General features: G+C 67.0%; 20 protein-coding genes and 2 riboswitches. Of the genes, 5 read left to right on the top strand and 15 right to left on the bottom strand.

Translation table 11 applies throughout. The features are described from left to right. Nucleotide 1: 1 nt before the first annotated feature. From ACIQC0_RS14190 to ACIQC0_RS14200, 3 genes are read right to left on the bottom strand one after another with little or no spacing between them, the layout of a single operon-like run. Nucleotides 2-1,159 (bottom strand): ABC transporter ATP-binding protein, encoded by a 1,158-nt coding sequence (locus ACIQC0_RS14190; protein ID WP_400535824.1) that lies wholly within the window; start codon nucleotides 1,157-1,159, stop codon nucleotides 2-4. Next, nucleotides 1,156-2,844 (bottom strand): ABC transporter permease, encoded by a 1,689-nt coding sequence (locus ACIQC0_RS14195; protein ID WP_377214109.1) that lies wholly within the window; start codon nucleotides 2,842-2,844, stop codon nucleotides 1,156-1,158. Before ACIQC0_RS14195 ends, ACIQC0_RS14190 begins: the two co-directional genes overlap by 4 nt. Then, nucleotides 2,841-3,869, bottom strand: a complete 1,029-nt coding sequence (locus ACIQC0_RS14200) for an extracellular solute-binding protein (protein ID WP_377214108.1) — start codon at nucleotides 3,867-3,869, stop codon at nucleotides 2,841-2,843. The genes ACIQC0_RS14195 and ACIQC0_RS14200 overlap by 4 nt, the downstream gene beginning before the upstream one ends. A 236-nt stretch (nucleotides 3,870-4,105) precedes the next feature. Continuing rightward, a riboswitch (SAM riboswitch) is annotated at nucleotides 4,106-4,221 on the top strand. 13 nt (nucleotides 4,222-4,234) lie between these two features. Here ACIQC0_RS14200 and ACIQC0_RS14205 point away from each other — a divergent pair. Genes ACIQC0_RS14205 through ACIQC0_RS14215 form a run of 3 tightly spaced genes read left to right on the top strand, consistent with a single transcriptional unit; the run spans nucleotide 4,235 to nucleotide 6,122 of the window. Beyond that, on the top strand, nucleotides 4,235-4,507 hold the full coding sequence (locus ACIQC0_RS14205) for a DUF1737 domain-containing protein (RefSeq protein WP_377214107.1): 273 nt from the start codon (nucleotides 4,235-4,237) through the stop codon (nucleotides 4,505-4,507). Continuing rightward, a complete protein-coding gene (locus tag ACIQC0_RS14210) occupies nucleotides 4,504-4,917 on the top strand; it encodes a rhodanese-like domain-containing protein (protein WP_377214106.1) in 414 nt (137 codons plus the stop codon). The genes ACIQC0_RS14205 and ACIQC0_RS14210 overlap by 4 nt, the downstream gene beginning before the upstream one ends. Further along, nucleotides 4,914-6,122 carry an O-succinylhomoserine sulfhydrylase gene (locus ACIQC0_RS14215; protein ID WP_400535829.1) on the top strand — a complete coding sequence of 403 codons (1,209 nt, stop codon included), beginning with the start codon at nucleotides 4,914-4,916 and terminating at the stop codon, nucleotides 6,120-6,122. The genes ACIQC0_RS14210 and ACIQC0_RS14215 overlap by 4 nt, the downstream gene beginning before the upstream one ends. Here the strand turns inward: ACIQC0_RS14215 and ACIQC0_RS14220 are convergent. From ACIQC0_RS14220 to ACIQC0_RS14245, 6 genes are all read right to left on the bottom strand, one after another. Continuing rightward, a complete protein-coding gene (locus ACIQC0_RS14220; RefSeq protein WP_400535832.1) occupies nucleotides 6,085-8,613 on the bottom strand; it encodes an EAL domain-containing protein in 2,529 nt (842 codons plus the stop codon). The genes ACIQC0_RS14215 and ACIQC0_RS14220 overlap by 38 nt on opposite strands. A 127-nt stretch (nucleotides 8,614-8,740) precedes the next feature. Next, nucleotides 8,741-10,036, bottom strand: a complete 1,296-nt coding sequence (locus tag ACIQC0_RS14225) for a glutamate--cysteine ligase (RefSeq protein WP_400535835.1) — start codon at nucleotides 10,034-10,036, stop codon at nucleotides 8,741-8,743. Nucleotides 10,037-10,105: 69 nt separating this feature from the next. Then, nucleotides 10,106-11,629, bottom strand: coding sequence for a UDP-N-acetylglucosamine 1-carboxyvinyltransferase (locus tag ACIQC0_RS14230; RefSeq protein WP_400535838.1), 1,524 nt, complete (start codon nucleotides 11,627-11,629; stop codon nucleotides 10,106-10,108). A gap of 117 nt (nucleotides 11,630-11,746) precedes the next feature. Beyond that, nucleotides 11,747-12,559 carry an energy-coupling factor transporter transmembrane component T family protein gene (locus ACIQC0_RS14235; RefSeq protein WP_400535841.1) on the bottom strand — a complete coding sequence of 271 codons (813 nt, stop codon included), beginning with the start codon at nucleotides 12,557-12,559 and terminating at the stop codon, nucleotides 11,747-11,749. Beyond that, nucleotides 12,556-14,103, bottom strand: a complete 1,548-nt coding sequence (locus ACIQC0_RS14240) for an ABC transporter ATP-binding protein (RefSeq protein ID WP_400535844.1) — start codon at nucleotides 14,101-14,103, stop codon at nucleotides 12,556-12,558. Before ACIQC0_RS14240 ends, ACIQC0_RS14235 begins: the two co-directional genes overlap by 4 nt. Then, the gene (locus ACIQC0_RS14245) at nucleotides 14,103-14,726 is read right to left on the bottom strand and encodes an ECF transporter S component (RefSeq protein WP_400535847.1); all 624 of its coding nucleotides are present in this window, start codon (nucleotides 14,724-14,726) and stop codon (nucleotides 14,103-14,105) included. Before ACIQC0_RS14245 ends, ACIQC0_RS14240 begins: the two co-directional genes overlap by 1 nt. A gap of 66 nt (nucleotides 14,727-14,792) precedes the next feature. Beyond that, nucleotides 14,793-14,932: riboswitch (TPP riboswitch) on the bottom strand. 137 nt (nucleotides 14,933-15,069) lie between these two features. Here ACIQC0_RS14245 and ACIQC0_RS14250 point away from each other — a divergent pair. Further along, complete coding sequence (locus ACIQC0_RS14250) at nucleotides 15,070-15,333, top strand: DUF4235 domain-containing protein (RefSeq protein WP_377214098.1); 264 nt, start codon at nucleotides 15,070-15,072, stop codon at nucleotides 15,331-15,333. 37 nt (nucleotides 15,334-15,370) lie between these two features. On the opposite strand, the gene mnhG is transcribed toward ACIQC0_RS14250, so the two are convergent. Genes mnhG through ACIQC0_RS14280 form a run of 6 tightly spaced genes read right to left on the bottom strand, consistent with a single transcriptional unit; the run spans nucleotide 15,371 to nucleotide 21,826 of the window. Then, nucleotides 15,371-15,790, bottom strand: a complete 420-nt coding sequence (gene mnhG, locus ACIQC0_RS14255; protein ID WP_400535850.1) for a monovalent cation/H(+) antiporter subunit G — start codon at nucleotides 15,788-15,790, stop codon at nucleotides 15,371-15,373. Further along, nucleotides 15,780-16,058, bottom strand: coding sequence for a monovalent cation/H+ antiporter complex subunit F (locus ACIQC0_RS14260; protein ID WP_377214096.1), 279 nt, complete (start codon nucleotides 16,056-16,058; stop codon nucleotides 15,780-15,782). Before ACIQC0_RS14260 ends, mnhG begins: the two co-directional genes overlap by 11 nt. Further along, nucleotides 16,055-16,600 carry a Na+/H+ antiporter subunit E gene (locus ACIQC0_RS14265; RefSeq protein WP_377214095.1) on the bottom strand — a complete coding sequence of 182 codons (546 nt, stop codon included), beginning with the start codon at nucleotides 16,598-16,600 and terminating at the stop codon, nucleotides 16,055-16,057. The genes ACIQC0_RS14260 and ACIQC0_RS14265 overlap by 4 nt, the downstream gene beginning before the upstream one ends. Then, nucleotides 16,597-18,231 (bottom strand): Na+/H+ antiporter subunit D, encoded by a 1,635-nt coding sequence (locus ACIQC0_RS14270; protein ID WP_400535855.1) that lies wholly within the window; start codon nucleotides 18,229-18,231, stop codon nucleotides 16,597-16,599. Before ACIQC0_RS14270 ends, ACIQC0_RS14265 begins: the two co-directional genes overlap by 4 nt. Further along, nucleotides 18,228-18,794, bottom strand: coding sequence for a Na(+)/H(+) antiporter subunit C (locus ACIQC0_RS14275; RefSeq protein WP_400535858.1), 567 nt, complete (start codon nucleotides 18,792-18,794; stop codon nucleotides 18,228-18,230). The genes ACIQC0_RS14270 and ACIQC0_RS14275 overlap by 4 nt, the downstream gene beginning before the upstream one ends. After that, nucleotides 18,791-21,826 (bottom strand): Na+/H+ antiporter subunit A, encoded by a 3,036-nt coding sequence (locus ACIQC0_RS14280; protein WP_400535860.1) that lies wholly within the window; start codon nucleotides 21,824-21,826, stop codon nucleotides 18,791-18,793. The genes ACIQC0_RS14275 and ACIQC0_RS14280 overlap by 4 nt, the downstream gene beginning before the upstream one ends. A gap of 139 nt (nucleotides 21,827-21,965) precedes the next feature. Here ACIQC0_RS14280 and ACIQC0_RS14285 point away from each other — a divergent pair, with 139 nt between their 5' ends. After that, nucleotides 21,966-23,384 carry an MFS transporter gene (locus tag ACIQC0_RS14285; protein ID WP_400535930.1) on the top strand — a complete coding sequence of 473 codons (1,419 nt, stop codon included), beginning with the start codon at nucleotides 21,966-21,968 and terminating at the stop codon, nucleotides 23,382-23,384. The last annotated feature ends 14 nt before the right edge of the window (nucleotides 23,385-23,398 follow it).

A 23,398-nucleotide genomic window follows, 5' to 3' on the forward strand; every position in this document is an offset into this window, starting at 1 on the left:
ATTACCTCAGGGTTGTGGCAGGGGAAGGCGCCGGCGGCCGCTGTGCGGAGCGGGCTGAGCCGGCCGGCGGACCGGTGACCGCGTGGTCACCGACCAGGAGGGTCGGCGTCGTTCCCGCAGTGACGGAAACCTGGACCCGGGTGCCCGGGGCGTGGCGCACCTGGTGCGGCTGCCAGGAGCGCAGGGTGCGGCCGGAGGCCAGCCGGACGTGGTGGAGGACGAACGCCCCCCTGTATTCCAGCGATATCACTTCGGCGGTACCGGCCGGATCAAGGCTGAGCGCCACTTCGTGGGGCCGCAGCACCACGTCGACGTCGACATCGCACCCGCCCCAGCCGGGAACGGTGGAGACGACGCCGATCTCGCAGGTCAGCAGCGCGTTGTGGACATGAGCTGGAAGGAAGTCGGCATCACCCATGAAGGAAGCCACAAAGCGCGTGGCCGGCTGTTCAAAGACCTTCTCCGGTACGTCGCTCTGCTCGATGGCTCCGGCGCGCATCACCACCACGCGCTGCCCCACGGACAGCGCCTCGGTCTGGTCGTGGGTGACGAACAGGCCCGTGGTTCCGCTCTCCTGCAGCGCAGTGACGATGTCGGCTCGCACGCGGCCGCGGAGCGTTTCGTCCAGGCTGGAGAACGGCTCATCCAAGAGTACGACGGCGGGGCGGGGCGCCAGGGCGCGCGCCAGCGCCACTCGCTGTTGTTCTCCGCCGGAAAGCTCGTGCGGGTAGCGTCCGGCCAGGTGCCCCAGGCGGACGATGTCCAGCACCTCGGCAACCCGCTTCCGGCGCTCCGCGGCAGGCATGCGGTTCAGCCCGAAGGCGACGTTCTTGGTCACGGTCATGTTGGGGAAGAGCGCATGCTCCTGGAACACCAGGCCTACGCGGCGGTGTTCCGGCTCCAGGAACCGGCGCCGGTCGGCAACGGTCTCGCCGGCAATGGTGATGGTGCCGGCATCGGGCCGTTCCAGCCCGGCGATGAGCCGAAGCATGGTGGATTTTCCACACCCTGAGGGTCCGATGACGCTGACCAGCTCGCCGGGCGCCACTGTCAGGTCAATGGACGCCGCAGCGGCGACCTTGCCGTAACTCATGCTGACGCCCGCAAGCTCCAGGGAGGGTGTTCCGTTGGCGATAGCGCTGTTCGTCAGACTGCTCATGATGCCCCCGCCCCGGTACGCAGGCCGGCAGTCCGCCGGAAGAGGAAATACACCGGAATGATGGCGACGGCCACGATGCCCAGGGCTGGCAGGGCCGCCTTTTCCCAGAAGTTCTCGCGGGCCAGCTCATACACCCACACCGAAACGGTGGTGAATCCGAACGGCCTCAGGAGCAGGACGATCGGCAGTTCCTTAACCGCGTCGATGGCCACGAGGGCGGCGGCCACGGCCGCTCCGCGGCGGGCCAGGGGGAGGTGTATCCGGGCCAGCAGCCGTCCCGGAGTGGCGCCGAGGCTCAACGCGGACGCCGTCAAGGCTGGTGAGATCTTGGCGAAGCTCGCGTCCACGGCCTGGTAGGCGGGCCCCAGGAAACGGACCACGTACGCGGCAAGGATGCCGGCCACCGAGCCGGTCACCAGCAGCCCGGTACCGCCGGGCACGCCGGCAGCTTCCACGAGTTCGTCGAGCTTGGCGAAGGCGATGAGGACGCCGATGCCGATCACGGCTCCGGGAACGGCGTAGCCGAAAGTGGTGGCCTGCGCTGCCGAAACAACCACCCGTCCGCCGCCCAGGCGCACGCTGTGTCCGATGGCCAAGGCAAGGGCCGCACACGCCAGGGCCGCAATCGCCGCCACCACCATGCTGTTCAGCAGGTAGCCCTGGAAACGCGGGTCAAGCATCGGTCCTGCGGCGGACGACACGGCCTCGCCAACCGCCCAGGCGGCCAGCCGGGCAAGGGGAAGCAGGAAGCCCGCGGAGAGGACAGCCACGCCCGCGAGCATTGCGGCCCACCCGGCCCAGCCGGACAGTTTCCGTGGCTGGAGCCCTTCTCCCCTGCCGGCTTTCTGGTGGAACCGGGACCGGCCGCGGAACAGGCGCTCAGCGGCGAGCACCGCCACGGCGAAGAGGAGGACCAGGACGGAGAGCTGGGTGGCGGCATGGAAATCGAAGCTTCCCTTCCACACCAGGTACACGCCCACCGAGACCGTCTGGACGTTGAAGTACTGGACGGTGGCGAAGTCCGTGAGGGTTTCCATCATCACCAGCGCCAGGGCAGCGGCAAGGGACGGCCGGGCGAGCGGCGCCAGGACGCGCCAGAGGGTCCGGCCACGGCTGGCGCCCAGGGTGCGGGCAGCATCGTAGGTGGCGGCACCCTGCTCGCTGAACGCCGTGCGGGCCAGGAGGTAGACGTAGGGGTAGAGCGTCAGCGACATCACCAGGATCGCGCCCGGCAGGGACCGCACCTCAGGAAGCCAGGCGCCGGGGCCGAAGACTGACCGCAGCAAGGCCTGTACCGGACCGCCGACGTCGAAGGTGGAAAGGAACACGAAGCCCAGGATGTAGGCGGGCATCGCAAGCGGAAGCACCAGGGCCCAGGAAAGGACGTTGCGGAGCGGAAAGGTGTAGGCGGTGACCAGCCAGGCGAGTCCGCCCCCCACCAGCAGCGTTCCGGCACCGACGCCGACCATCAGCAGCACGGTGGTGAGCACCATTGCGCCGAGGTCGCGCGGCACGGTCCCGCTGCCCAGCGTGCCGATACCGTCCACGAGGACGGCTACAACGGGCGTTGCCACCAGGGCGGCCACCAGCAGGACGAGCGCGGACCAGAGCGGCCGCCCGTTTCCGGCGAGCATCCGCCGCCTGGCCGGCGCGGCAGATGCGGTCAGGACAGCCGGTCGGCTCACTTATATCCCGCTTCGGCGAGCAGCTCGGTGGCCTCGGCATTCAGGTCGCCGTAAGCCTCGGCGTTCAGGGGCATGCGCTTGAAGTCGCCGAAGCCTGCGATCAGCGGCTCGGGCTTGGTGGACGGGTTCACGGGGAACTCGTGGTTCGCGTCCACGAAGGCATTCTGCCCCTTGGTTGCCAGCCATTCAATGAGCTGCTGGGCCTTTTCAGGATTGTCCGAGTTCCCCACCACGCCCGCACCGGAGATGTTCACGTGAGTTCCCGCACCCGCCTGGCTGGCCCAGAACAGGTCAACGCCGAAGTTGGGGTCTGATTCCAGCTTGCGGGCCAGGTAGTAGTGGTTGTTAATGCCAACGTCGCACGCGCCGGCGTCGATCGCCTCGAGCAGCAGGACGTCGTTGCTCATGATGTCCACGTCGTTCGCCACCCAGCCCTTGACGATCTCAAGGGCTTTTTCCTTGCCGTGGAGGTCGATCAGGCCGGCAACCAGTGACTGGGTGTAGGAAGAGGTGGCGTCGCGCATGCACAGGCGACCCTTCCACTTAGCGTCGGCCAGGCCGGCGTAGGTGTCTTTGGTATCGAATTCGGCCGGATCCACCTTCTCCGGGTTGTAGGTGATGGTGCGGGCGCGCATCGCGAGGCCGAACCACTTTCCGTCGGGGTCCCGCAGGTCGGCCGGTACGGCCTGTTCAAGGGCGGGCGACTTAACGCTGGCAAGCACGTCCTGCCGCCCGGCGTTCCACAAGTTGCCCGCGTCAACGGTCATGAAGATATCCGCGGGGGTGTCTTTTCCTTCGGCCTTGACCCGCTCCAGCAGCTCCGCGTCATCGCCGGTGATGAACTCGACGGAAATGCCGGTCTCCTTGGTGAACTCGCCGAACGCGCCCTCAAGGTCGTAATGGCGGGCCGAATAGATCTGCAGGTCCGCCGGCTCCTTGCCGATGCCCAGCACGCCGCAGCCGCTCAAGGCCAAAGCGGACACCGTCAACGCGGCGCAGGCAGCAAGAAGCTTGGGTCGATGCATGAGGAGGCACTCCTGAAAGAAACGGCCGAAGCCGCACGAAACGAACACAAAAGGAAGGTTAGCGTTACCTTACCAGAGGCCATGCAGGCTGCAGTATATGGGATGCGTCACGTCTGCTCCGCCGCCACGCCGCAGACGCGGGATCCCTGTCTTCCTTGCCGGCGCGCACATTTCAGTTACGGAACATGACGACGACGGCGGTGCCGGGGTGCGCCCCGGATGTTACGTTTTGGGGGAGTAATGAGAACCGGCGCCAAGCCCTGACTGGCCGGTCGGCAACCCTCCCTTTCGCGGCGGGGTGCCTCAGGTGAATACTCGGCATATCGACCCATTCGAGCTGCAAGCGTGAGAGAAGGAGTTCTGTCGTGTCTGACGCATCCGCCCCTGAAGAAAAACTGTCCTACCGCCTGATTACGGGCCCCGATGACCGCGCCTTCTGTGAGCGTATTTCGACCGCCCTCTCCGAGGGCTACGTCCTGCACGGCAGCCCGGCGGCCACGTTCAACGGCACGGGAGTCATCGTGGCGCAGGCCCTGATCCTGCCGTCCGCCATCGCCTCCGCAGACGCCGCCGTGGCCACCGCCGTCGAAGACCTGGAATCTCCGGACCTCGAGTTCGACGGCGAGGGACACGCGTGAGCTACGCAGGCGACCTCACGCCGCACGAGGCCTGGGCCAAACTGGAGCAGGGCGCCATCTTGGTGGATGTACGCACCGAAGGCGAATGGGCGCACATCGGCATCCCGGACACGAACGCCACGGACAACGACCCGCTGTTCATCCAGTGGACCTTTCCCGGCGGGATTCCCAACCCTGACTTCATCAATGACCTGCGGAGCCAGGCGCCGGAGGACCCCCACGCCGAGTTGCTCTTCCTGTGCCGCTCCGGCCAGCGTTCCATCTCGGCCGCCATCGCTGCCACGCAGGCCGGTTTCACGTCGTACAACATCCTTGAAGGGTTCGAGGGCGTCCCTGACCGGCACGGTGAGCGGACGGTCAACGGCTGGAAGAACAGCGGCCTGCCCACCAACCTGGGGATCTCCGAGTGACGTTCAACCCGGATGCCGCCACCTGGAGCGCTGACACCCAGGCTGTCCGCGGCGGCCTGGACCGCACCAACTTCCAGGAAACGTCCGAGGCCGTCTTCCTGAACTCCGGCTTCGTCTACGAATCCGCCGCCGCCGCCGAGCGCGCATTCACCGGCGAAGACGAGCGGTTCGTGTACTCCCGCTACGGCAACCCGTCTGTGGCCACCTTCCAGGAACGGCTGCGCCTCCTCGAGGGAACCGAGGCGTGCTTTGCGACGGCGTCCGGCATGTCCGCGGTATTCACCGCCCTGGGTGCCCTGCTGGCTGCCGGTGACCGCGTGGTTGCCGCCCGTTCCCTGTTCGGGTCCTGCTTCGTGATTCTCAACGAAATCCTGCCCCGGTGGGGTGTGGAGACGGTGTTCGTGGACGGCCCGGACCTGGACCAGTGGCGCGAGGCCCTGTCGCAGCCCACTACTGCCGTCTTCTTTGAATCCCCGTCCAACCCGATGCAGGAAATCGTGGACATTGCTGCGGTCAGCGACCTGGCGCATGCCGCCGGGGCCGCGGTCGTCGTCGACAATGTCTTTGCCACGCCCCTGCTGCAGCGCTGCGGCGGCCTGGGCGCCGACGTCATCGTCTACTCGGGCACCAAGCACATCGACGGGCAGGGCCGGGTGCTGGGCGGAGCGATCCTGGGCACCAAGGAGTTCATCGAGGGGCCCGTGAAGCAGCTGATGCGGCACACCGGCCCCGCACTGTCGGCGTTCAACGCCTGGGTGCTGACCAAGGGCCTGGAGACCATGGCACTAAGGGTGAACCACTCTTCCTCCACAGCACTGCGGCTGGCAAAGTGGCTGGAGGAACAGCCTGCAGTCCAGTGGGTCAAGTACCCGCTGCTGAAATCACATCCCCAGTACGAATTGGCGGCCAGGCAGATGCGGGCCGGAGGGACAGTGCTGACGTTCGAACTGGCAGCGGGCGCCGGCCGGACGGGCAAGGACGCGGCGTTCGCCCTGCTGGACGGGCTGCGCATCATTGACATTTCCAACAACCTGGGCGACGCAAAGTCGCTCATCACGCACCCTGCCACCACCACGCACCGCGCGATGGGTCCGGAGGGACGCGCGGCCATCGGGCTGACTGACGGAGTGGTCCGGTTGTCCGTGGGCCTTGAGGACGTGAGCGACCTTATCGGCGATCTTGAACAGGCGCTGAAGCAAATCTAAGGCAGTCACGGCCCTGTGCACGCTCCGCGGCTACCCAGGCGTACTGCGTACGCAGCCACTCCTCGATTGCGGCGCCGGGAAGGGGCCGGCACCAGTGGTAGCCCTGGCCCAGCCGAGCGTTCAGTCCTGCTACCTCGGCCGCCTGGCCGTCAGTTTCAACACCCTCGGCTACCACTACCAGGTCCAGCGCGGCAGCCATGGAAATGATGGCGGCGACGAGGGCGCGTGCGCGTGCAGCGCCTTCCCGTCCCAGCGGCCTGATGAAAGACCGGTCGATTTTGATGACGTTGGCCGGAATGCGGCTGAGGTAGCTGAGGGCGGAATATCCCGTTCCGAAGTCATCCACAGCTATTCCCACCCCCAGTTTCCGCAGCCGCTCCAGGACCTGGACGGAGCCATCCAGGTCACCGACCAGTTCGGACTCGGTAATTTCAAGCACGACGGCGTCCGGCTGGATTCCTACTGCGGCTATTGCCTTCTGGACTTCGTCGAAGATCGAGGGGTCCTGCAATTGTCTGGCGGAGATATTCACCCCGATGGCGAGACCCTCCGCCCCGGGGAGCGACTGACGCCAGATTCGGGCCTGCTGCAGAGCCTCCTGCAGCACCCAGGCGCCGATTCGGAGAATCAGCCCGGACTTCTCCGCGATGGGGATAAACTCCCCGGCAGTCACCATCCCAACGCCTGGCCGGTTCCAGCGGACCAGGGCTTCAAGGCCGATCGGCCTGAAGTCCTCCAGGTCAAGGACCGGCTGGTAGTACAGTTCCAGTTCGTTCCGTTCTATGGCACGGGAAAGCTGGGACTCAATGTTGATGACCTCAAGGGCCTGGTGCTGCATCTTCTCGTCAAACAGGAACGCCGCCCCTTTCCCGTCAGCCTTGGAGTGGTACATGGCAGCGTCGGAGCGGTGGAGGAGGGAGTCTGCTGTGTCGCCCGGCTCCGAGAGGACGATTCCGATGCTCACTGAGACAAACAACTCGTTACCTTGGATGGTAAAGGGCTCCTGGACAGCCGAGGCTATCCTGTCCGCTATTTTCCGGGCGTTCTCCTCATCCGTGTCGCTGCAGACGACCACAAACTCGTCCCCGGCGAAGCGCGAGGCAACATCCTGGGTCCGGATGACTGCGGTGAGCCGGGCGCCGAACTGGGCGAGCAGGCTGTCCCCTGCTGCATGCCCCATTCCGTCATTGATGAGCTTGAACCGGTCCAGATCCAGGAAGAAGACCGCCACGGCACTGCCCGAGCTGTGTGCTTTGGCCAAGGCGTCATCAAGCTGCGCAAGCAGCCGGCTCCGGTTCGCCAGGCCGGTCAACGGATCAATGAAGGCCAACCGTTCGAGCTCCGCCTCGCTGCGTTTCTGTGCACTGATATCCATCATCGACCCGACAAAGCGGATGGCCTGGCCGGACTGGTTCCGGACCACATGCCCTCTGGCAAAGACATCCATGTAACTGCCGTCCTGGCGGCGGAACCGGTACTCCCTGCTCCACATCTCATCCTTGGAGCCAAATAGCCTGGCCACGGAGTCAAGGAGGGAATGCTTGTCGTCCGGGTGGAGTCTCGACTCCCACCATTCGCCAGCTTGCACGAAGGTCTGTCCGACAATTCCGAACATCGACCGGACCGCGCCATGCCACACGGTCCTGCCGGTTTCCAGGTCACTGTCCCATAGGACCTCCTGGGTAGCCCGCATGGCCAGGCGGTACCGCTCTTCGCTGCGCCTCAACGCTTCCTGGGCGCGGCTGCGTTCGGTGACATCGCGGGTGATGCCCCGAAAACCGGCCGGCTCTCCATCCGCGTCCTGGATCAACGAGGCAGACGTGGACACCACGCGCCGTTCACCATCCTTGCGTATCAGCGTCCATTCAAAGCCAGGGTCCGGAGCTCCGCCGGCGCGTATCCTGCTGAAATGCCGCGCTATCCTGTCGCCCTCGGCAGGCGCGCAAAAATCCTTGGTAGTCAGCGTCAGGACCTCGTCGCGGGAACCGCCAAAGAGTCCGCAAAGTGCATCGTTGGCAAAAACCATGTTGCCGGCCAGGTCGGTCTCGAAATAGCCCTCGGCAATCTCTTCCAGGATCTTGCGGTAGTACCGTTCGCTTTCCCGCAGAGCTTCGTCCGCCCGGCGGCGCTCGCCGATGTCCTCCGCGACCCCGTATACACCAACCACGGCTCCGGCGACGACGATAGGCATGTTGGTCACTGCGATATCCACGCGGCGGCCGTCCCTGCGCAGGTGGGCAGACTCGTAATGCTGGGGTTCACCCGTCGCCGCCCGTTTGAACGCGGCGGCAGTCCGGGCCAGCTTCTCCGGAACAACTATGTCCTGGAACTGCAACTCCAGCAGTTCCTCTTCCGTGTAACCCGTCAGCCGCTCGCACGCGGGGTTCGCCGAGAGGAACCTGCCGGAGAGGTCAAACGAGTAAACGGCGTGGGGATTGTGTTGGAACAGCGACCTGTAGCGCTCCCGGGCCTCGTCCAGGGCACGCTCCACTGAAGCCCTCCGGCGGACTTTCTCCCTGTACCGCCACCTGCTGATCCTGTGCACCGCCAGCCCCCCGCGCATTTGCAGTCCAGCCTACGACACCACAGCCTGCCGAGGACGTCACCGCCCTGAGGGCCTAGGACTGCCGGACCCGCAGCAGGTCGGGCACGGCGTCCAGGTCGGACGGGTCGAGCGCGTCACGCATGGTCAGCTTCACGGCGTGCTGCACCACGGCACCGAATCCGAAGTCCTCCGGCGGAGCTCCGGAAAGAACCCTGTCCCGGACGCGGCGCTGCTCGGCCGCGCCCGTACCCCGCGCGATGATGTCCTCCACACCCTGCCGTGCAACGGCCAGCTCCCCCTGCTCATCGAGAACCGGCGCAAGATAGTCCAACAGGGAACGGACCACATCCGTGGCCCGCGCGGGCCTGAAGGTTCCAAAGTCCAGCAGTTCCCCGCTAAGACCGCTGCTGCTGGCCTGCCAGGACGCCATCCTCAGCAGCACGGTCGGCACCGGTGCGGGATCGACTCCCGCCCGCCATTCACGGCTGGCGGATTCCACCAGTGCCCGGACCAGCAGGGCGATGAGGGCTGCATCTTCGGCCCGCAGGCAGACGTCCGCCACCCGGACCTCCACCGTGGGGTGGTTCCGGGACAGCCGTGCGTCGAAATAGAGCATGCCCTCGTCGAGCATCACCCCGCTGTCCAGGAGCCGGGTGACCACCCGCCGATATGCCGGGTAAGTACCGTAAATTGCCGACGGTCCTGCGGTCGGCCACCGGTTCCACGCCTGCGTCCGATAACTCTCGAAACCCGTCTGCTGCCCGTTCCAAAACGGCGAGTTAGCGCTGAGGGCAGTAAGGACCGCCAGCTTGTCGCGGATCCGGTCAAGGACAGCAACGCCTTCGTCCGGCGACTCAACATACGTGTGAACGTGGAACCCACAGGTTAGTTGCTCCTGCGCCGTGAGGCCAAAGCGTTCGAGCATCAGCGCATAGCGCGGGTCCGGAGTGGTGTGGGTAGCTGATGCCAGCGGCGAGGTGGCCAGGGCCGCCACCCGTGCGTTGCTCTTCCGGGCCGCAAGATCCGCCAGGGTGCGGCCCGCCTTGATCTGCTCAAGCAGCACCCCGTACTCAAGGCACGGCCGCGTCTGTGTCTCTATCTGCTCAAGCTTGAGCTCGGCACTCAAGCCCATCTCGTCGTCGTCGTAAATCGTCTCGTCCCGCTTCTCCAGGGAGTGCGGGTCGACGTCGCGGGGCTCCAGCACCTCCGTTCCCGGCACAAAGGCCTGCGGCCCCGGGGAGTGGGAGCCCTGCGGCGCATCGTCGGCGGCCACGCGCCGTCCGGACAGCATGACGTCGGCCAGTGCGAGCGGCTCCCCCGTTTCCGGAGAGACGATCAGAAGCTCTTCCTCAACGCCGAATGTACGCATACTTCCATTCTGCGGGAGCATGTGGCGTTTGCGCGGCGAAACGTCACATTCATGACGAACCGTGAATACTCAGTCCTGGAAGTACTCCACCTTGGCGCCGATGGTGTTCAACCGCTCCGCCAGATCCTCGTAGCCGCGCTCGATCACGTAGATGTTCCGCAGCTCGGACACGCCGCGGGCCGCGAGCATGGCCAGGAGCAGGCAGGCGGCAGGCCGTAGCGCCGGCGGGCAGCCCACCTCGGCGGCACGCCATTTGGTAGGCCCGTTGACGTAGATGCGGTGCGGATCCAGCAGCTGCACCTGTGCACCCAGCCGGTTCAGCTCCGTGAGGTAGATGGCCCGGTTTTCGTAAACCCAGTCGTGGATCATGGTCTGGCCGTGAGCGTTGGCGGCAATCACCGCGAAGAACGGCAGGTTGTCGATGTTCAACCCGGGGAACGGCATGGGGTGGATCTTGTCCTCGGGCGCCCGCAGCTCCGACGGCTTGGTGGTGACGTCCACCAGGCGGGTGCGGCCGTTCCGAGCCATGTATTCACCCGAGACTTCCAGCTGCTGGCCCATCTGCTCCAGCGTGGCCAGCTCGATCTCCATGAACTCAATCGGCACACGGCGCACGGTCACCTCGGAATTGGTCACGATCCCGGCGGTGATCAGGCTCATCGCCTCAATCGGGTCTTCGGAGGGGAAGTATTCGACGTCGGCCTCAATCCGAGGGCGACCGGTGATCCGAAGTGTGGTGGTTCCCACGCCCTCAATGGCCACACCCAGCATCTGCAGGTAGAAGCACAGGTCCTGGACCATGTAATTAGGACTTGCGTTGCGGATAACGGTAGTGCCCTCGCGGTGCGCGGCGGCCATGATGGCATTTTCGGTCACGGTGTCGCCGCGCTCGGTCAGCACGAAGGACCGTTCGCGGGCATCCGCCGGCGGTGCCTGGACAGTGTAAAAACCGGCAGAGGCCTCCACGGACAGGCCGAACTGGCGCAGCGCCTGCATGTGCGGCTCGACGGTGCGGGTACCCAGGTCGCAGCCACCGGCGTACGGCAGGCGGTATTCGGCTGTCTCGTCCAGCAGCGGCCCCAGCAGCATGATGACGCTGCGGGTGCGGCGGGCGGCATCGATATCCATGCCGGCCAGGTCCAGCGCGGCCGGGCGGCGCAGGCGCAGGTCGGTGTCGTTGAGCCAGGTACATTCGACGCCGATGCTCACCAGCACCTCGACAATCCGGTTCACTTCCTCGATGCGCGCCAGGCGGCGGAGGACGGTGGTCCCGCGGTTCATGAGGCTCGCACACAACAGTGCCACGCCGGCGTTCTTGCTGCTGTTCACGTCCACGGCGCCGGAGAGCGTGCGGCCACCCTCCACGCGGAGGTGGGTCATCCGCGGCTTGCCCACGTTCACGATGCTGCGTTCAAAGATGGTTTCGAGCCGCTGGATCATCTTCAGGCTCAGGTTCTGCTTGCCCTGCTCCATCCGGGCCACGGCGCTCTGGCTGGTTCCGAGCTCGGCCGCCAGCTGTCCTTGCGTCCAGCCCTTTTCGCCGCGGGCGTTCCTGAGCATGGCAGCTACGTGTTCGGTGGTTTCCTGCGTCATACCACCAAATATATCATCGATGAGTTACGACGGCGGTTCCAGATCCACCTGCACGCCGATCCCCGCGGCCAGTTACCCGACACGTGCGATATTCGCAAAGCAGCCAAGGGCAGAGTCTCAGTTCTCCAGCCACACCATGTTCCAGGTCCCGGCGGAGATGGCGGCGGCCGCCGACAGCCCCGCAATCAGCGCGCCACCCACAAACACCCAGAGATCCAGCCGGCTGTACGTGGACTCCCGTGCCCAAGTCCGCGGCCCGCCGCCGAACCCGCGCGCCTCCATGGTCACGGCCAGCCGGGATGCCCGCCGGATCGCCTGGACCAGCAGCCCGAAGCTCTGCCCGAGGGTGGCTTTGGCCCTCTGCAGCATATTTCCCCGCGAGCCGACGCCGCGTGCCCGCCTCGCCATGCCGATGGTCTGCCATTCCTCCGCCAGCAGGCCCACCAGCCGCATGGCGGCAAGGGTGCCCAGCACGAACCGGTGCGGCAGGCGCGCCTTCTGTGCCAGTGCGTCCGCGAGGTCCGTCGGGTCGGTGCAGCTCATGAGGAGCACCGCGGGCAGCGCGATCGCCAGCCCCCGGAGCATGAACCCGGCGCCCAGTTCCAAGGACCCTTCACTCATGGTCCACAGCCCGACGTCGATCAGCGTCCTTCCGCTGTCCGGCGCCAGGATGGAGGTGCTCCAGCCCCCCACCGCCGCGGCGAGGATCAGCGGCCACCCGCGCTGCCACAGCAGCACGAAGGTCAGCCCTGCCAGCGGAAACAGGAGGAGTTCGAACACCAGCGCCACGGAGGCTGAAACCCAGTCGATGGACAGCGCCAGCACCAGTGTCATGAGGAAGACCGCCGCGAACTTGCTCAGGGGGTTGGCACGGGTGAGCAGCGCCTGGTTGCCGCGCAGGTTCAGTTCCTGCCGCGCTGCCCCCGTCACGATGCCACCCGTTCCGGCGCTGCCATGTGCAGCTCGGCACCGGCGAGGGCGGCGGTGAATTCGGCGTCGTGGGTTACTGCCACGACGGAAGTGCCCTGGTCCAGGAGCTCGGACAGGAAGGACGCAAGTTCTGCCCAGGTGTTGGCGTCCTGCCCGAACGTCGGTTCGTCGAGGACCAGCACCTGCGGGCTCGCGGCCAGGACCGTTGCCACAGAGAGCCGCCGCTTCTCGCCTCCGGAGAGTGTGTAGGGGTTCGCGTCCACCAGGGCCGTCAGCCGCAGCCGCTCGAGCAGTTCGTCAACCCGTTCTTCGCCGTGCCCGAGGTGCCGCGGACCGAACAGCAGTTCGTCCCGCACTGTCCCGGTGACAAACTGATGCTCGGGCTCCTGGAACACGGTGCCGATCCGTTCGATCAGCTGCTCCGCCTTCCACTGGTACGGGTCGATTCCCGCGCCGCGGCTCAGGCCAACGGTGGCAGAAACCTTCCCTTCCACCGGTTCCAGGAGCCCGGCGAGGGTCAGCGCGAACGTGGACTTCCCCGCCCCGTTGGGCCCCGTGATGGCCAGGGCCTGGCCAGCCCGCACCTGCGCCGTGACATCGCGCTGGACCGGGACCGGCGGGATCTTGCCGAATCCCTTGCGGCGCGCGCGTTCCCTGGAGACGCCCAGCTTTTCGGCCGCGAGCAGGAGGTCGCCGGAGCCCGGTGAGGGCATGGCCGCACGTGCGCGCGTGGCCGGCACGTGGCCGGGCACCCATACGCCGGCGGCCATGAGCATCGCCCTGGCCTCGGTGAGCACCCGGTCCGGCGGCCCGTCCAGCAGCACAGCGGGGTCCGCAGCGGACCCCGGCTGCAGGACCACGATCCGGTCCACCAGGTCCTTCCAGACGGAGACACGGTGCTCCACCACCACCAGCGTGGCGCCGGTCTTGTCCAGGCAGCGGCCCACGGCGTCCCGGACCTCCAGCACGCCAGCCGGGTCCAGGTTGGCGGTGGGCTCGTCCAGCAGGACCAGCCCTGGGCGCATCGCCAGGATGCCCGCCAGCGCGAGCCGCTGTTTTTGCCCTCCGGACAGCGCAGACGTGGGGTGGTGCAGCGGCAGGTGGGAAAGCCCGACGTCGGCCAGCGCCTCGTGCACGCGCGCCCAGATGGCGTTACGGGGAACGGCCAGGTTCTCGGCGCCGAAGGCGACATCGTCACCAAGGCGCGAAAGAACCACCTGCGTCTCCGGGTCCTGCTGCATCAGTCCGGCGCGGCCGCGCCGGCCTCGGGGGGAAGCTCCATCGACCAGAAGCGAACCGGACTCGTCAGCGTCGCCGGCCTCGCCGTCGTCGTCCATGTCCCCCAGCACCCCGGCGAGGGCGTGGAGCAGCGTGGACTTGCCGGCACCCGACGGGCCGAGCAGGAGCACACGTTCCCCCGGCGCGATGTCCAGGTCGAGGCCCTGGACGGCCGGCTTGGTGCGCCCGGCGTGCCGCCAGCCCCAGCCGCGGGCGGCCACCGCGGCGGGGCGGACGGCGGAGGCGCTGCCGGAAGGTTCCGACATCAGGAGAAGACGGGCTCCGTGGCCGCCTTGCGGGAGGCGAAGGGGCTCAGGACGCCGGTCCGGGCGAGGCCGCGCGTGGCGATCCAGGACAGCGCACCGGCGATGATCGCACCGGAGATGCTGGTGAACAGGATGTACGCGAACTTGTCGCCGGCGGAGTAGGCGATGTTCCAGCCCCACGGGGAGAACGAATCGTTCAGCCCGCAGAACAGGCCGGCAGCGGCGCCCGCGATCAGTGCCACCGGCAGGTTGAACTTCCTGTAGACGAAGATCGCGAAGATGATCTCTGCGCCGAGGCCCTGGACGAACCCGGAGAACAGCACCGACGTGCCGTACTGCGACCCCATCAGCAGCTCGCCCGTGGCTGCGACCGTCTCGCAGAACAGCGCCGCGCCGGGCTTGCGGATGATGAGCATGCCCAGGACGGCCGGAATCATCCAGCCGCCGGCGATCAGGCCGGTCAGGGGCGGGTAGATGGCGTTCATCGGGCCGGACACTGCCAGCGCGCCCTGGGACCAGGCCCAGAAAATGACGCCGCCGGCGATGGCGATCAGCGCCGCCACCACGATGTCCACGACGCGCCAGGACTTGCCGGGGGTCTTCTTGATTGCTGCAGTTGCCATGGTGATCCTCCTGGGTAACAGGAGGGGAAAGTGCTCCCGGCAACCGCGTTGGACGGTGTTGCCGGGCACTTCGAGAACTCGACTCCCTTACGCCGGTACTAACCGGATCAGGTTCGAGGGTCTGCGGCTTCCCGCACTCTCAGCGCCCGGACGGGTTCCTGGCTGAGCCAGTGATGCCCGACGGCGGCGCTCCCCTGTCGTTTGAATGATGTGTTTCCGAATGATGCGGCCCCTGAGGGCTGGTTCAGTTTACACCGCAGCGGCCAATGGCGGCGGGGAAAATTACGGCGCCGGGCCGTTAGGCTGGGGTCAGTCCGTTTTCTGCCCGCAAGGAGTACAAGGAATGAACCTTTTCATTAAGCTGCTCGGCACCGGCATCTCGCTGGTGGCAGGCTTCGTCGGCACCAAGGTGGTCAACACCGTCTGGGAGAAGACCACAGGCCGGAAGCCTCCCACCGGCAAGGACGAGGATGTGCCCACCAGCCTGCACTCGGCCCTGACGTTCGCCCTGATCTCCGCATCGGTGAGCACCGTCATCCAGGTCCTGGCGAACCGCGGCACCCAGCGCGCCATCACCCGCTTCGCCAAGAGCCAGGACATCGTTTAGCCCCGCGCTTCAATCTGCCGCCGGCAACCCGCCTCACTCATTCCTCGGGAGGCGGGTTGCCGGCGGCTTTCTGCACCACGGCTTCGAGCTCGTCCGAGGTCAGCAGTTCCCGGTGCAGGTGCTTGGTCCGGTAACCGGCCCGGCCCACCATGTGCGCGGAGACCGGCACCGTCAGTAACTGGAAGATCCAGGCCACCAGCAGCACGGGCCACACCCACCAGGTGCGCAGCTGCAGCCCGATCGCCGCCAGCAGCAGGAACAGTCCCAGCACCTGCGGCTTCGTGGCGGCGTGCATCCGGCTCAGCAGGTCCGGAAACCGCAGCAGGCCTATGGCGGCGCCCAGCGACAGGGCAGCGCCGACCACCATGAACACCGCAGAAACGGCGTCCACCCAGGCATCAACGCCCGCGACAGTCTCGCCCACCGCCCGGTAGCCCATCAGCAGTTCAGGATTCATGCGGCTGCTCCCTTCTGTCCGCAACGAAGCGCGCCACGGTCACGGAGCCGACGAAGCCGATAATCGAGATGGCCACCACCAGCATCAGGTTGTTCAGGTGGCGGTTCACGGCCATGTCGATACACAGCGCTGCGCCCAGGATCGCCAGCAGGACGTCGGTGGCCAGTACGCGGTCCAGCAGCGAAGGTCCGCGGGCAATCCGGATAATGGCCCCGCCCGCGGCGAGCGACAGGATCACGGCCGTCACGGCCAGCACGGACTGCATCATGCGGCGGCCTCCCGTCGGACAATCTCAAGTTCGGCCGGTGTGCCCATGATCCTGATCAGCCCCGCTTCAATGGAAAGTACTTCGTTACGCAGCCTGGCCACGTCCTGCTCAGCGCTGATGTTCAGCCCGTGCAGATACAGGGTGGACGTGGAACGGTCCACCTCCACCACCAATGAACCCGGAATCAGCGAAATCACGTGCCCGGTGGCCGTCACCAGAAGGTCCTGGTGGCTCCGGAGCGTCACAGCGACGACGGCGTTCCTCACCCTGCGCCCACGGACCACCGCCAGGAAGAGCACCTGGGCACTTGCGGCGGCCACCTTTCCCAGGAAGGCAAAGGCGAAGGGTACGGCGTACAAAATGTTGAACCGGCCGCTCAGTTCGACGGGCGGCAGGTAGAACAGCCGGGCCACGGCCACCGCGAGCAGCGCACCGAACAGCAGGTTCCCCGGACTGAAGTCCTGCCACAGCGCGCCCCAGACAATCACGAGCCACACCAGCAGTGGAAGCTCCTGGCGCAGCGAAATCCGGCGGCGGCTCATTTCCCTCCTCCGGCAGTGGTGATCCGCGGGACGGAGGTGTCCGCGCCCAGCACGGCCTGCACATAGTCGGTCCGGTCCAGCATGTCCTGGGCGGCCTGCCCCGCCAGCGTAAAGAGCGGCCCCGCAAAGATTGTCAGTGCGACGCCGAGCGCCACCAGCCCCAGGGTGGAACCCACCATGGTCCGCGGCAGCACGACCGTGTGCGGCTGGCCGGTATCACCGGTGCTGCCGGCAGCGCCGGAGCCGGCCACCGCTCCCCCGGCCCCGCCGGAAACCGCCAGCAGCACGGGATCCGGATGTTCGGCGTCGGACGGTTTGCGCCAGAAGGCCCTGTTCCACACGCGCGCCACTGCGAGGAGGGTGAGCAGGCTGGTCAGCACGCCGCCCGCCACCAGCACGTACGCCAGCGGCGTGCCCAGGGCGATCCCGGCCTGGATCAGACCGGCTTTGCCCAGGAAACCGGAGAACGGCGGGATGCCCGCCAGGTTCATGGCCGGGATGAAGAACAGCAGTGCCAGCAGTGGTGATAGCTTGGCCAGACCGCCCAGTCGGTCCACGGAGGAACTGCCGCCGCGTCGCTCAATCAGCCCGGTCACCAGGAAGAGGCTGGTCTGGATGGTGATGTGGTGGGCCACGTAGAACACGGCCGCACCCAGCCCCGCGGCGGAGGACATCGCCAGGCCGAACACCATGTACCCGATGTGGCTGACCAGCGTGAAGGACAGCAGACGCTTGATGTCGCTCTGCGCCAGGGCACCCAGGATGCCCACCACCATCGTCAGCAGCGCCGCCACCATGAGCGGCGTATTCAGCGAGTCGCCGGGGAACAACAGGGTCTCGGTGCGCACCATCGCGTACACGCCAACCTTGGTCAGCAGCCCGGCGAACACGGCAGTGACGGGCGCGGGAGCGGTGGGATAGGAGTCCGGGAGCCAGAAGGACAGCGGGAACACGGCCGCCTTGATGCCGAATGCCACCAGCAGCATCACGTGCAGCAGCGTCCGGGTGCCCTGGTCCAGCTCGCCCAGCTTCAGCGCCAGGTCGGCCATGTTCACCGTGCCCGTGGCCCCATAGACCATGGCGATCGCGATCAGGAACAGCACCGATGACACCACCGAAACCACCACGTACGTGACGCCGGCGCGGATCCTCGGCCCGGTCCCGCCGAGCGTCATCAGCACGTAGCTCGCGGTCAGCAGGATCTCGAACCCTACGTAGAGGTTGAACAGGTCGCCGGAGAGGAAGGCGTTGGAGACGCCGGCCACCAGGATCAGGTAGGTGGGGTGGAAGATGGACACGGGCGCGTCGCTGTCGCCGTCGGCCATGCCCTGCCCGGTGGCGTAGACCAGCACCGCGAGGCTGACCGCGGAGGACACCACCAGCATCAGCGACGAGAACTGGTCCACCACCATCACGATCCCCCACGGCGGCAGCCACCCTCCGATGGTCACCGCGGCCGTCCCGCCGTCCCATACGGAAGCCAGGAGCAGGCATTCGAGCAGCAGCGTCAGGGACAGCAGCGCGATGCTCACGCTCCGCTGCGCCCGGGTGTGCCGGATCAGCAGGAACGTCAGTGCCGCTCCCAGGACGGGAAGGACGACGGCGAGGGGGGCCAGGGCGGCGACGTTCACTTTTCGCCTCCTTCAGCGGGCCGGGCTGCTCCGGGCGCACGGGAACCTTCGGCCGAGCGGGACCCCTCGGCCGGGGTGACGTTCAGCGAACCGGGAGTTTCCTCGGATACCGCGCTGTCCACCGGTATTTCCCGCCCGCCTGTCACCAGCACAGGGAACTCGGACGTCTCCGCCGGGATCTCGGCGTCGTCCTCCGCATCGAAGCTGGGGGTCTCCGCGACGCGGAGGTCCTCCGCGTCGTCCTGGATCTCGTCCTGCCGCGCCAGGACCCACGTGCGGTAGATAATGCCGAGCATGAACGCGGTCACGGCAAACGAGATCACGATCGAGGTGAGGATCAGCGCCTGCGGAAGGGGGTCGTTGTAGGCGTCCGGATCAGTGTCCTTCGCGTACAGCGGCGCCAGCCCGGCATAACCGCCGGTGGCAAGGATCAGCAGGTTGGTGGCGTTGGCCAGCAGCATCAGCCCCAGGAGCACGCGGGTCAGGCTGCGCTCCAGGATCAGGTAGATGCCGCAGGCGAACAGAGCGCCCATGACCAGCAGCAGGGTCAGGTTGACGCTCATGCTTTGCCCTTCACGGTGGTTTCGGCCGGAACCCCGTCCGGTTCCTGGCCGCTGGCAGGCACGGCGGACCGTTCCTCGAAGTGTTCATCGATCTCGGCGCCGAGGCTGCGCAGCACGTCCAGCGCCAACCCCACCACCACGATGTACACGCCCGTATCGAAGATGGTGGAGGTGACGAACTTGATGTCCCCGAACACAGGAAGCCAAAGTTCGATAATGGCCGTCTGAAACACCTGGCCGCCCAGCAGCAGCGGCACCGCGCCGGAGGCGGCGGCCACGGCCAGCCCGATGCCCAGGAGCGCACCTGCGCTCACAGGCGTGGCCTCGCGCAGTTCGAACCTGCCGCCTGCGAGGTAGCGGATCGCCAGGGCCAAGCCGGCCGTGAGGCCCCCGGCGAACCCTCCGCCGGGAAGGTTGTGGCCGGCCAGGAGCAAGTACAGCGAGAAAATGATGAGCGAGTGGAAGATCAGCCGCGTCACCACTTCAAAGATGATGGAACGCCGTTCCGGGGCCAGCGTCCGGCCCGCCACGATCCAGGGATCCCGCGCTGCGGCCGCGAACTTCCGGCTAAGCGCCAGCGCTGCGCCATCCCGGGAACCGGGGTCCACACCGGTATGCCGGCCCACGGTGCCTTCGGCCACGGTGCTGGAGGACTTGAGGCTGTCGCCCCGGCCGCGGATGAAAATGAGGCTGGCCACCCCGGTTGCCGCGAGCGCCAGGACCGCGAGCTCGCCGAAAGTGTCCCATGCCCGGATATCCACCAGGGTCACGTTGACAACGTTCTTTCCGCCGCCCCCTTCGTAGGCCAGCTGCGGGAACCCGAGGGAGACCGGTACCGCGATCCGGGCGCCCATGGCCTGGATGGCCGCCAACACCATGGTGGTGCCGAACGCGAGGCCGATGATCACGCGGACCACCCGGTACCTGCCGCCGGTGCGGTCCCGCAGCTCGGCCGGCAGGCTCCGCATGGCCAGCACGAACGCCACCAGGATGATGGTCTCCACGAGCATCTGCGTGAGCGCCAGGTCCGGCGCCCCCTGCAGGGCAAACATCAGCGCGATTCCGTATCCCGCCACGGAGACCATGAGCACCGCAAGGAAACGCTTGTTGGCCCGCACCGCCGCGAGCGCAGCGGCAACGATTCCGGCGCCCACCACCAGCTGCAGCGGCGAATGCGGATCCACGAGGTAGATCCCGTCCGGCAGCGGCTTTCGGGCCACCAGCAGGACCGCCAGCGGGAGTGCGAACGCGGCAGTGAGGATGACGGCCAGGTAGAAGTACAGCGAACCGCGCTGCGTCCGGCCGGTCACCCATACCGCCACGTCATCCAGCGCACCGATGGTCAGCTGGTATGCCCGGTCCGAGTCCACCCACGCCGGCACCCGTGCCTGGAGCCGCTCCACCGCCGCCCGGGCAGCATAGAGGGCCAGGCCCAACGCGAAAGTGAGCGCCGTCAGCCCCAGCGCCGGGGACAAACCATGCCACAGCGCCAGGTGGCCTGCCTGCTCCGCGGGGGTGCCTGCGTCGGGCGCGGCGGAGGCGAACTGGGCCGCGTACGGCTGGATCCACCCATCCACGGGCGCCGGCCACACCCCGTAGGCGATGGTGAGGAGGCTGAGCAGGGCGGGCGCGGCCAGGAACGAGGGCTTGATGGCTTTGAACGGGGTGCGCGCCACACCCGGTTTGGTGCCGAACGCGCCCCACATGAACCGCGCGCTATAGGCGAACGTGAGCAGCGAGCCCAGGACCATTCCGGCCAGCACCACCATCCCCCACGGACCGGCGGCCGGGTCCTCGGCGTGGTGCACAAACGCCTCCAGGACCGATTCCTTGGCCACGAACCCCGCCAGCAGCGGCACCCCGGCCATCGACGCGGCGCTGATACCCGCTACGATCCCCAGCGCGCGGGAGGAACTGAACACACCGGAGAGCTTGTTGACGTCGCGCGTTCCGGACTGGTGGTCGATGATGCCCACCACCAGGAACAGCGCGGCCTTGAACAGCCCGTGCGCCAGCAGCATCGCCAGGCCGGCGAGCGCGGCTTCCGGCGTGCCCAGCCCCACCACCACGGTGAGGAAGCCCAACTGGCTGACCGTGCCGTGCGCCAGGATGAGCTTGATGTCGCTCTGCCGCAGCGCGCGGTAGCCGCCTACCAGCATGGTTGCCAGGCCCAACCCGAGCACCACAGGCTGCCAGTACGGCGCCTCGGCGAACCCCGGTGCCAGCCGCGCCACCAGGTAGATCCCGGCCTTCACCATCGCGGCGGCGTGCAGGTAGGCGCTTACCGGGGTGGGGGCCGCCATGGCGCCGGGCAGCCAGAAATGGAACGGGACCAGCGCGGACTTGGTGATGGCACCCACCAGGATGAGCACGACGGCGGCCCCCGCCATGGCGCCTTGCGGTCCCGCCAGCAGCGGCTCCGCCTGCGTGAGGATCGCCGAGAGCCGATACGTTCCCGCCGCGTGGCCCAGCATGACCAGTCCCACGAGCATGGCCAGGCCGCCGGCGGTGGTCACCATGAGCGCCTGCAGGGCGGACCGGCGTGCGGCCAGCCTGGTGCGGGCGAACCCGATCAGCAGGTAGGACAGGATGGTGGTCAGTTCCCAAAAGATGAACAGGAGCAGGAGGTCGTCCGCCACCACCAGCCCGAACATGGCACCGGCGAACGCCAGCAGCTGCGCGCCGAACGCGCCCAGGTCCTGGTCCTTCCGCTTGAAGTAGCGGGCGCAATAGACCAGCACCAGCGCACCGACGCCCAGGACCAGGAGCGACATGACCCAGGCCAGAGCGTCCATCCGGAAGGCCAGGTCCAGGCTGAGGCCGGGAATCCAGGGGTAGGACTCCGCCACCTCCGAGGACGGATAGCTCGCTGGAACCAGGTCCCGGTACACCGAACCGTGCTGCAGGACCAGCCAGCCGAAGGAGCCCGCGGGCACGGCAGCGAGCGCGTAAAACGAGTTCCGGCCCCATTTCCTGAACAGGAACGGAGCCAGCACAGCCACCGAAAAGTGCACGGCAAGGACTGTGATCACTGGAATCTCCGCAACGTCAGGAATTCGATTATCAAAAGTTGGAGCAGGCGGGCAAAAAGTAAGGTTCAAAAGAGGTGCCAGTTTATCAAGCCGGGCCCCCTTCGACGGCTACGATGCACCTATGAACAGCGCCACACCCATGGAAAGCGCAGGCGCTTCCGGCGCTGTCGGACCCGCGTCGGAAGTCGGCTCCGGGACCCGGGAGCCCGGCACCCGCCTGCCCGGCAAGGGGCAAGTGCTCGCCTGGGCCGCCTGGGACTGGGGCTCTGCCGCCTTCAACGCGGTAATGACCACCTTCGTGTTCACGGTGTACCTCACCTCGAAGCCGTTCGGCGGCGAAGACCAGGCCTCGGCGGCCCTGGGTGCGGCACTGGCCGTGGCTGGCCTGGCCATTGCGCTCCTGGCGCCGGTCACCGGGCAGCGTTCGGACGCCGGCGGCCGCCGGAAGTTGTGGCTGGGAGTCAACACGGCCGCCGTCGCCATCCTCACGGCATTGTGCTTCTTCGTTTTTCCGCGCCCCGAATTCCTGCTCCTGGGCGTGACGCTCATTGCGCTGGGAAATGTGTTTTTCGAATTTGCCGGTGTTAACTACAACGCGATGCTCACGCAGATTTCCACGCCGCGGAATATTGGGAAAGTCAGCGGCCTGGGCTGGGGCGCGGGATACCTGGGCGGGATCGTGGCGCTGCTGGTGGTGCTGCAGCTCTTCGTCCAGCCCCGCTTTGAGTGGTTCGGCGCATCTACGGCCGACAGCCTGAACATCCGGCTGGTAGCCGTTTTCTCGGCGCTCTGGTTCTTCGTTTTCGCCCTGCCCGTCCTCTTCGCCGTGCCGGAGCTGCCGCGCCCGGCATACGCCAGGCGACTTGGGATTGTGGCCAGCTACGCGCTGCTGGTCCGCCGGATTAAGGCCATCTACGCCACCAGCCCGCACACCATCTACTTCCTCCTGGCGAGCGCCGTGTTCCGGGACGGGCTGGCCGCCGTCTTCACCTTCGGCGGAGTCATCGCGGCAGGCACCTTCGGGTTCGAGCTGTCCCAGGTCATCTTCTTCGCCATCTTCGGGAATGTGGTGGCCGCGGTGGGGGCGTTCATCGGCGGCTTCCTGGACGACAGGGTGGGGCCCAAGGCCGTCATTACCGGTTCCCTGGTGGGGCTGCTGGTTGCCGGGACCGTGATCCTCGTCCTGGGCAACGGCGACTATGTGTTCTTCGGGCAGGCATGGGCAGGCAGCACCACCTTCTGGGTTTTCGGCCTGTTCCTGTGCCTCTTCGTGGGCCCCGCGCAGTCGTCCTCCCGCGCGTACCTGGCCCGGCTGGCTCCGCATGGCGAGTCCGGCGAGCTGTTCGGGCTCTACGCCACCACCGGCCGGGCCGTCAGCTTCCTGGCGCCGGCGCTCTTTACGCTGAGCATCGCCGTCGCCACGCCGCTGGTCGCGCCAGGGGAAGCGCAGCGCTGGGGCATTATGGGGATCATGCTGGTCCTCCTGGCCGGGCTGTTGGTCCTGCTCCCGGTCAAGTCCCCTGACAAGGCACCCATCGCCGTGGTTCCGGCGGCATGAGGGGTCCGGGAGAC

It is taken from the genome of Pseudarthrobacter sp. NPDC092419 (assembly GCF_044755045.1).
GTDB lineage: Bacteria > Actinomycetota > Actinomycetes > Actinomycetales > Micrococcaceae > Arthrobacter.

Coding starts and splice junctions, on each gene's coding strand:
- ACIQC0_RS14285 (WP_400535930.1), top strand. CDS start 21,966: ATGGAAAGCGCAGGCGCTTCCGGCGCTGTCGGACCCGCGTCGGAAGTC.
- ACIQC0_RS14240 (WP_400535844.1), bottom strand. CDS start 14,103: ATGTCGGAACCTTCCGGCAGCGCCTCCGCCGTCCGCCCCGCCGCGGTG.
- ACIQC0_RS14200 (WP_377214108.1), bottom strand. CDS start 3,869: ATGCATCGACCCAAGCTTCTTGCTGCCTGCGCCGCGTTGACGGTGTCC.
- ACIQC0_RS14245 (WP_400535847.1), bottom strand. CDS start 14,726: ATGGCAACTGCAGCAATCAAGAAGACCCCCGGCAAGTCCTGGCGCGTC.
- ACIQC0_RS14275 (WP_400535858.1), bottom strand. CDS start 18,794: ATGAGCGTCAACCTGACCCTGCTGCTGGTCATGGGCGCTCTGTTCGCC.
- ACIQC0_RS14260 (WP_377214096.1), bottom strand. CDS start 16,058: ATGATGCAGTCCGTGCTGGCCGTGACGGCCGTGATCCTGTCGCTCGCC.
- ACIQC0_RS14225 (WP_400535835.1), bottom strand. CDS start 10,036: ATGCGTACATTCGGCGTTGAGGAAGAGCTTCTGATCGTCTCTCCGGAA.
- ACIQC0_RS14190 (WP_400535824.1), bottom strand. CDS start 1,159: ATGAGCAGTCTGACGAACAGCGCTATCGCCAACGGAACACCCTCCCTG.
- ACIQC0_RS14230 (WP_400535838.1), bottom strand. CDS start 11,629: ATGACGCAGGAAACCACCGAACACGTAGCTGCCATGCTCAGGAACGCC.
- mnhG (WP_400535850.1), bottom strand. CDS start 15,790: ATGAATCCTGAACTGCTGATGGGCTACCGGGCGGTGGGCGAGACTGTC.
- ACIQC0_RS14265 (WP_377214095.1), bottom strand. CDS start 16,600: ATGAGCCGCCGCCGGATTTCGCTGCGCCAGGAGCTTCCACTGCTGGTG.
- ACIQC0_RS14250 (WP_377214098.1), top strand. CDS start 15,070: ATGAACCTTTTCATTAAGCTGCTCGGCACCGGCATCTCGCTGGTGGCA.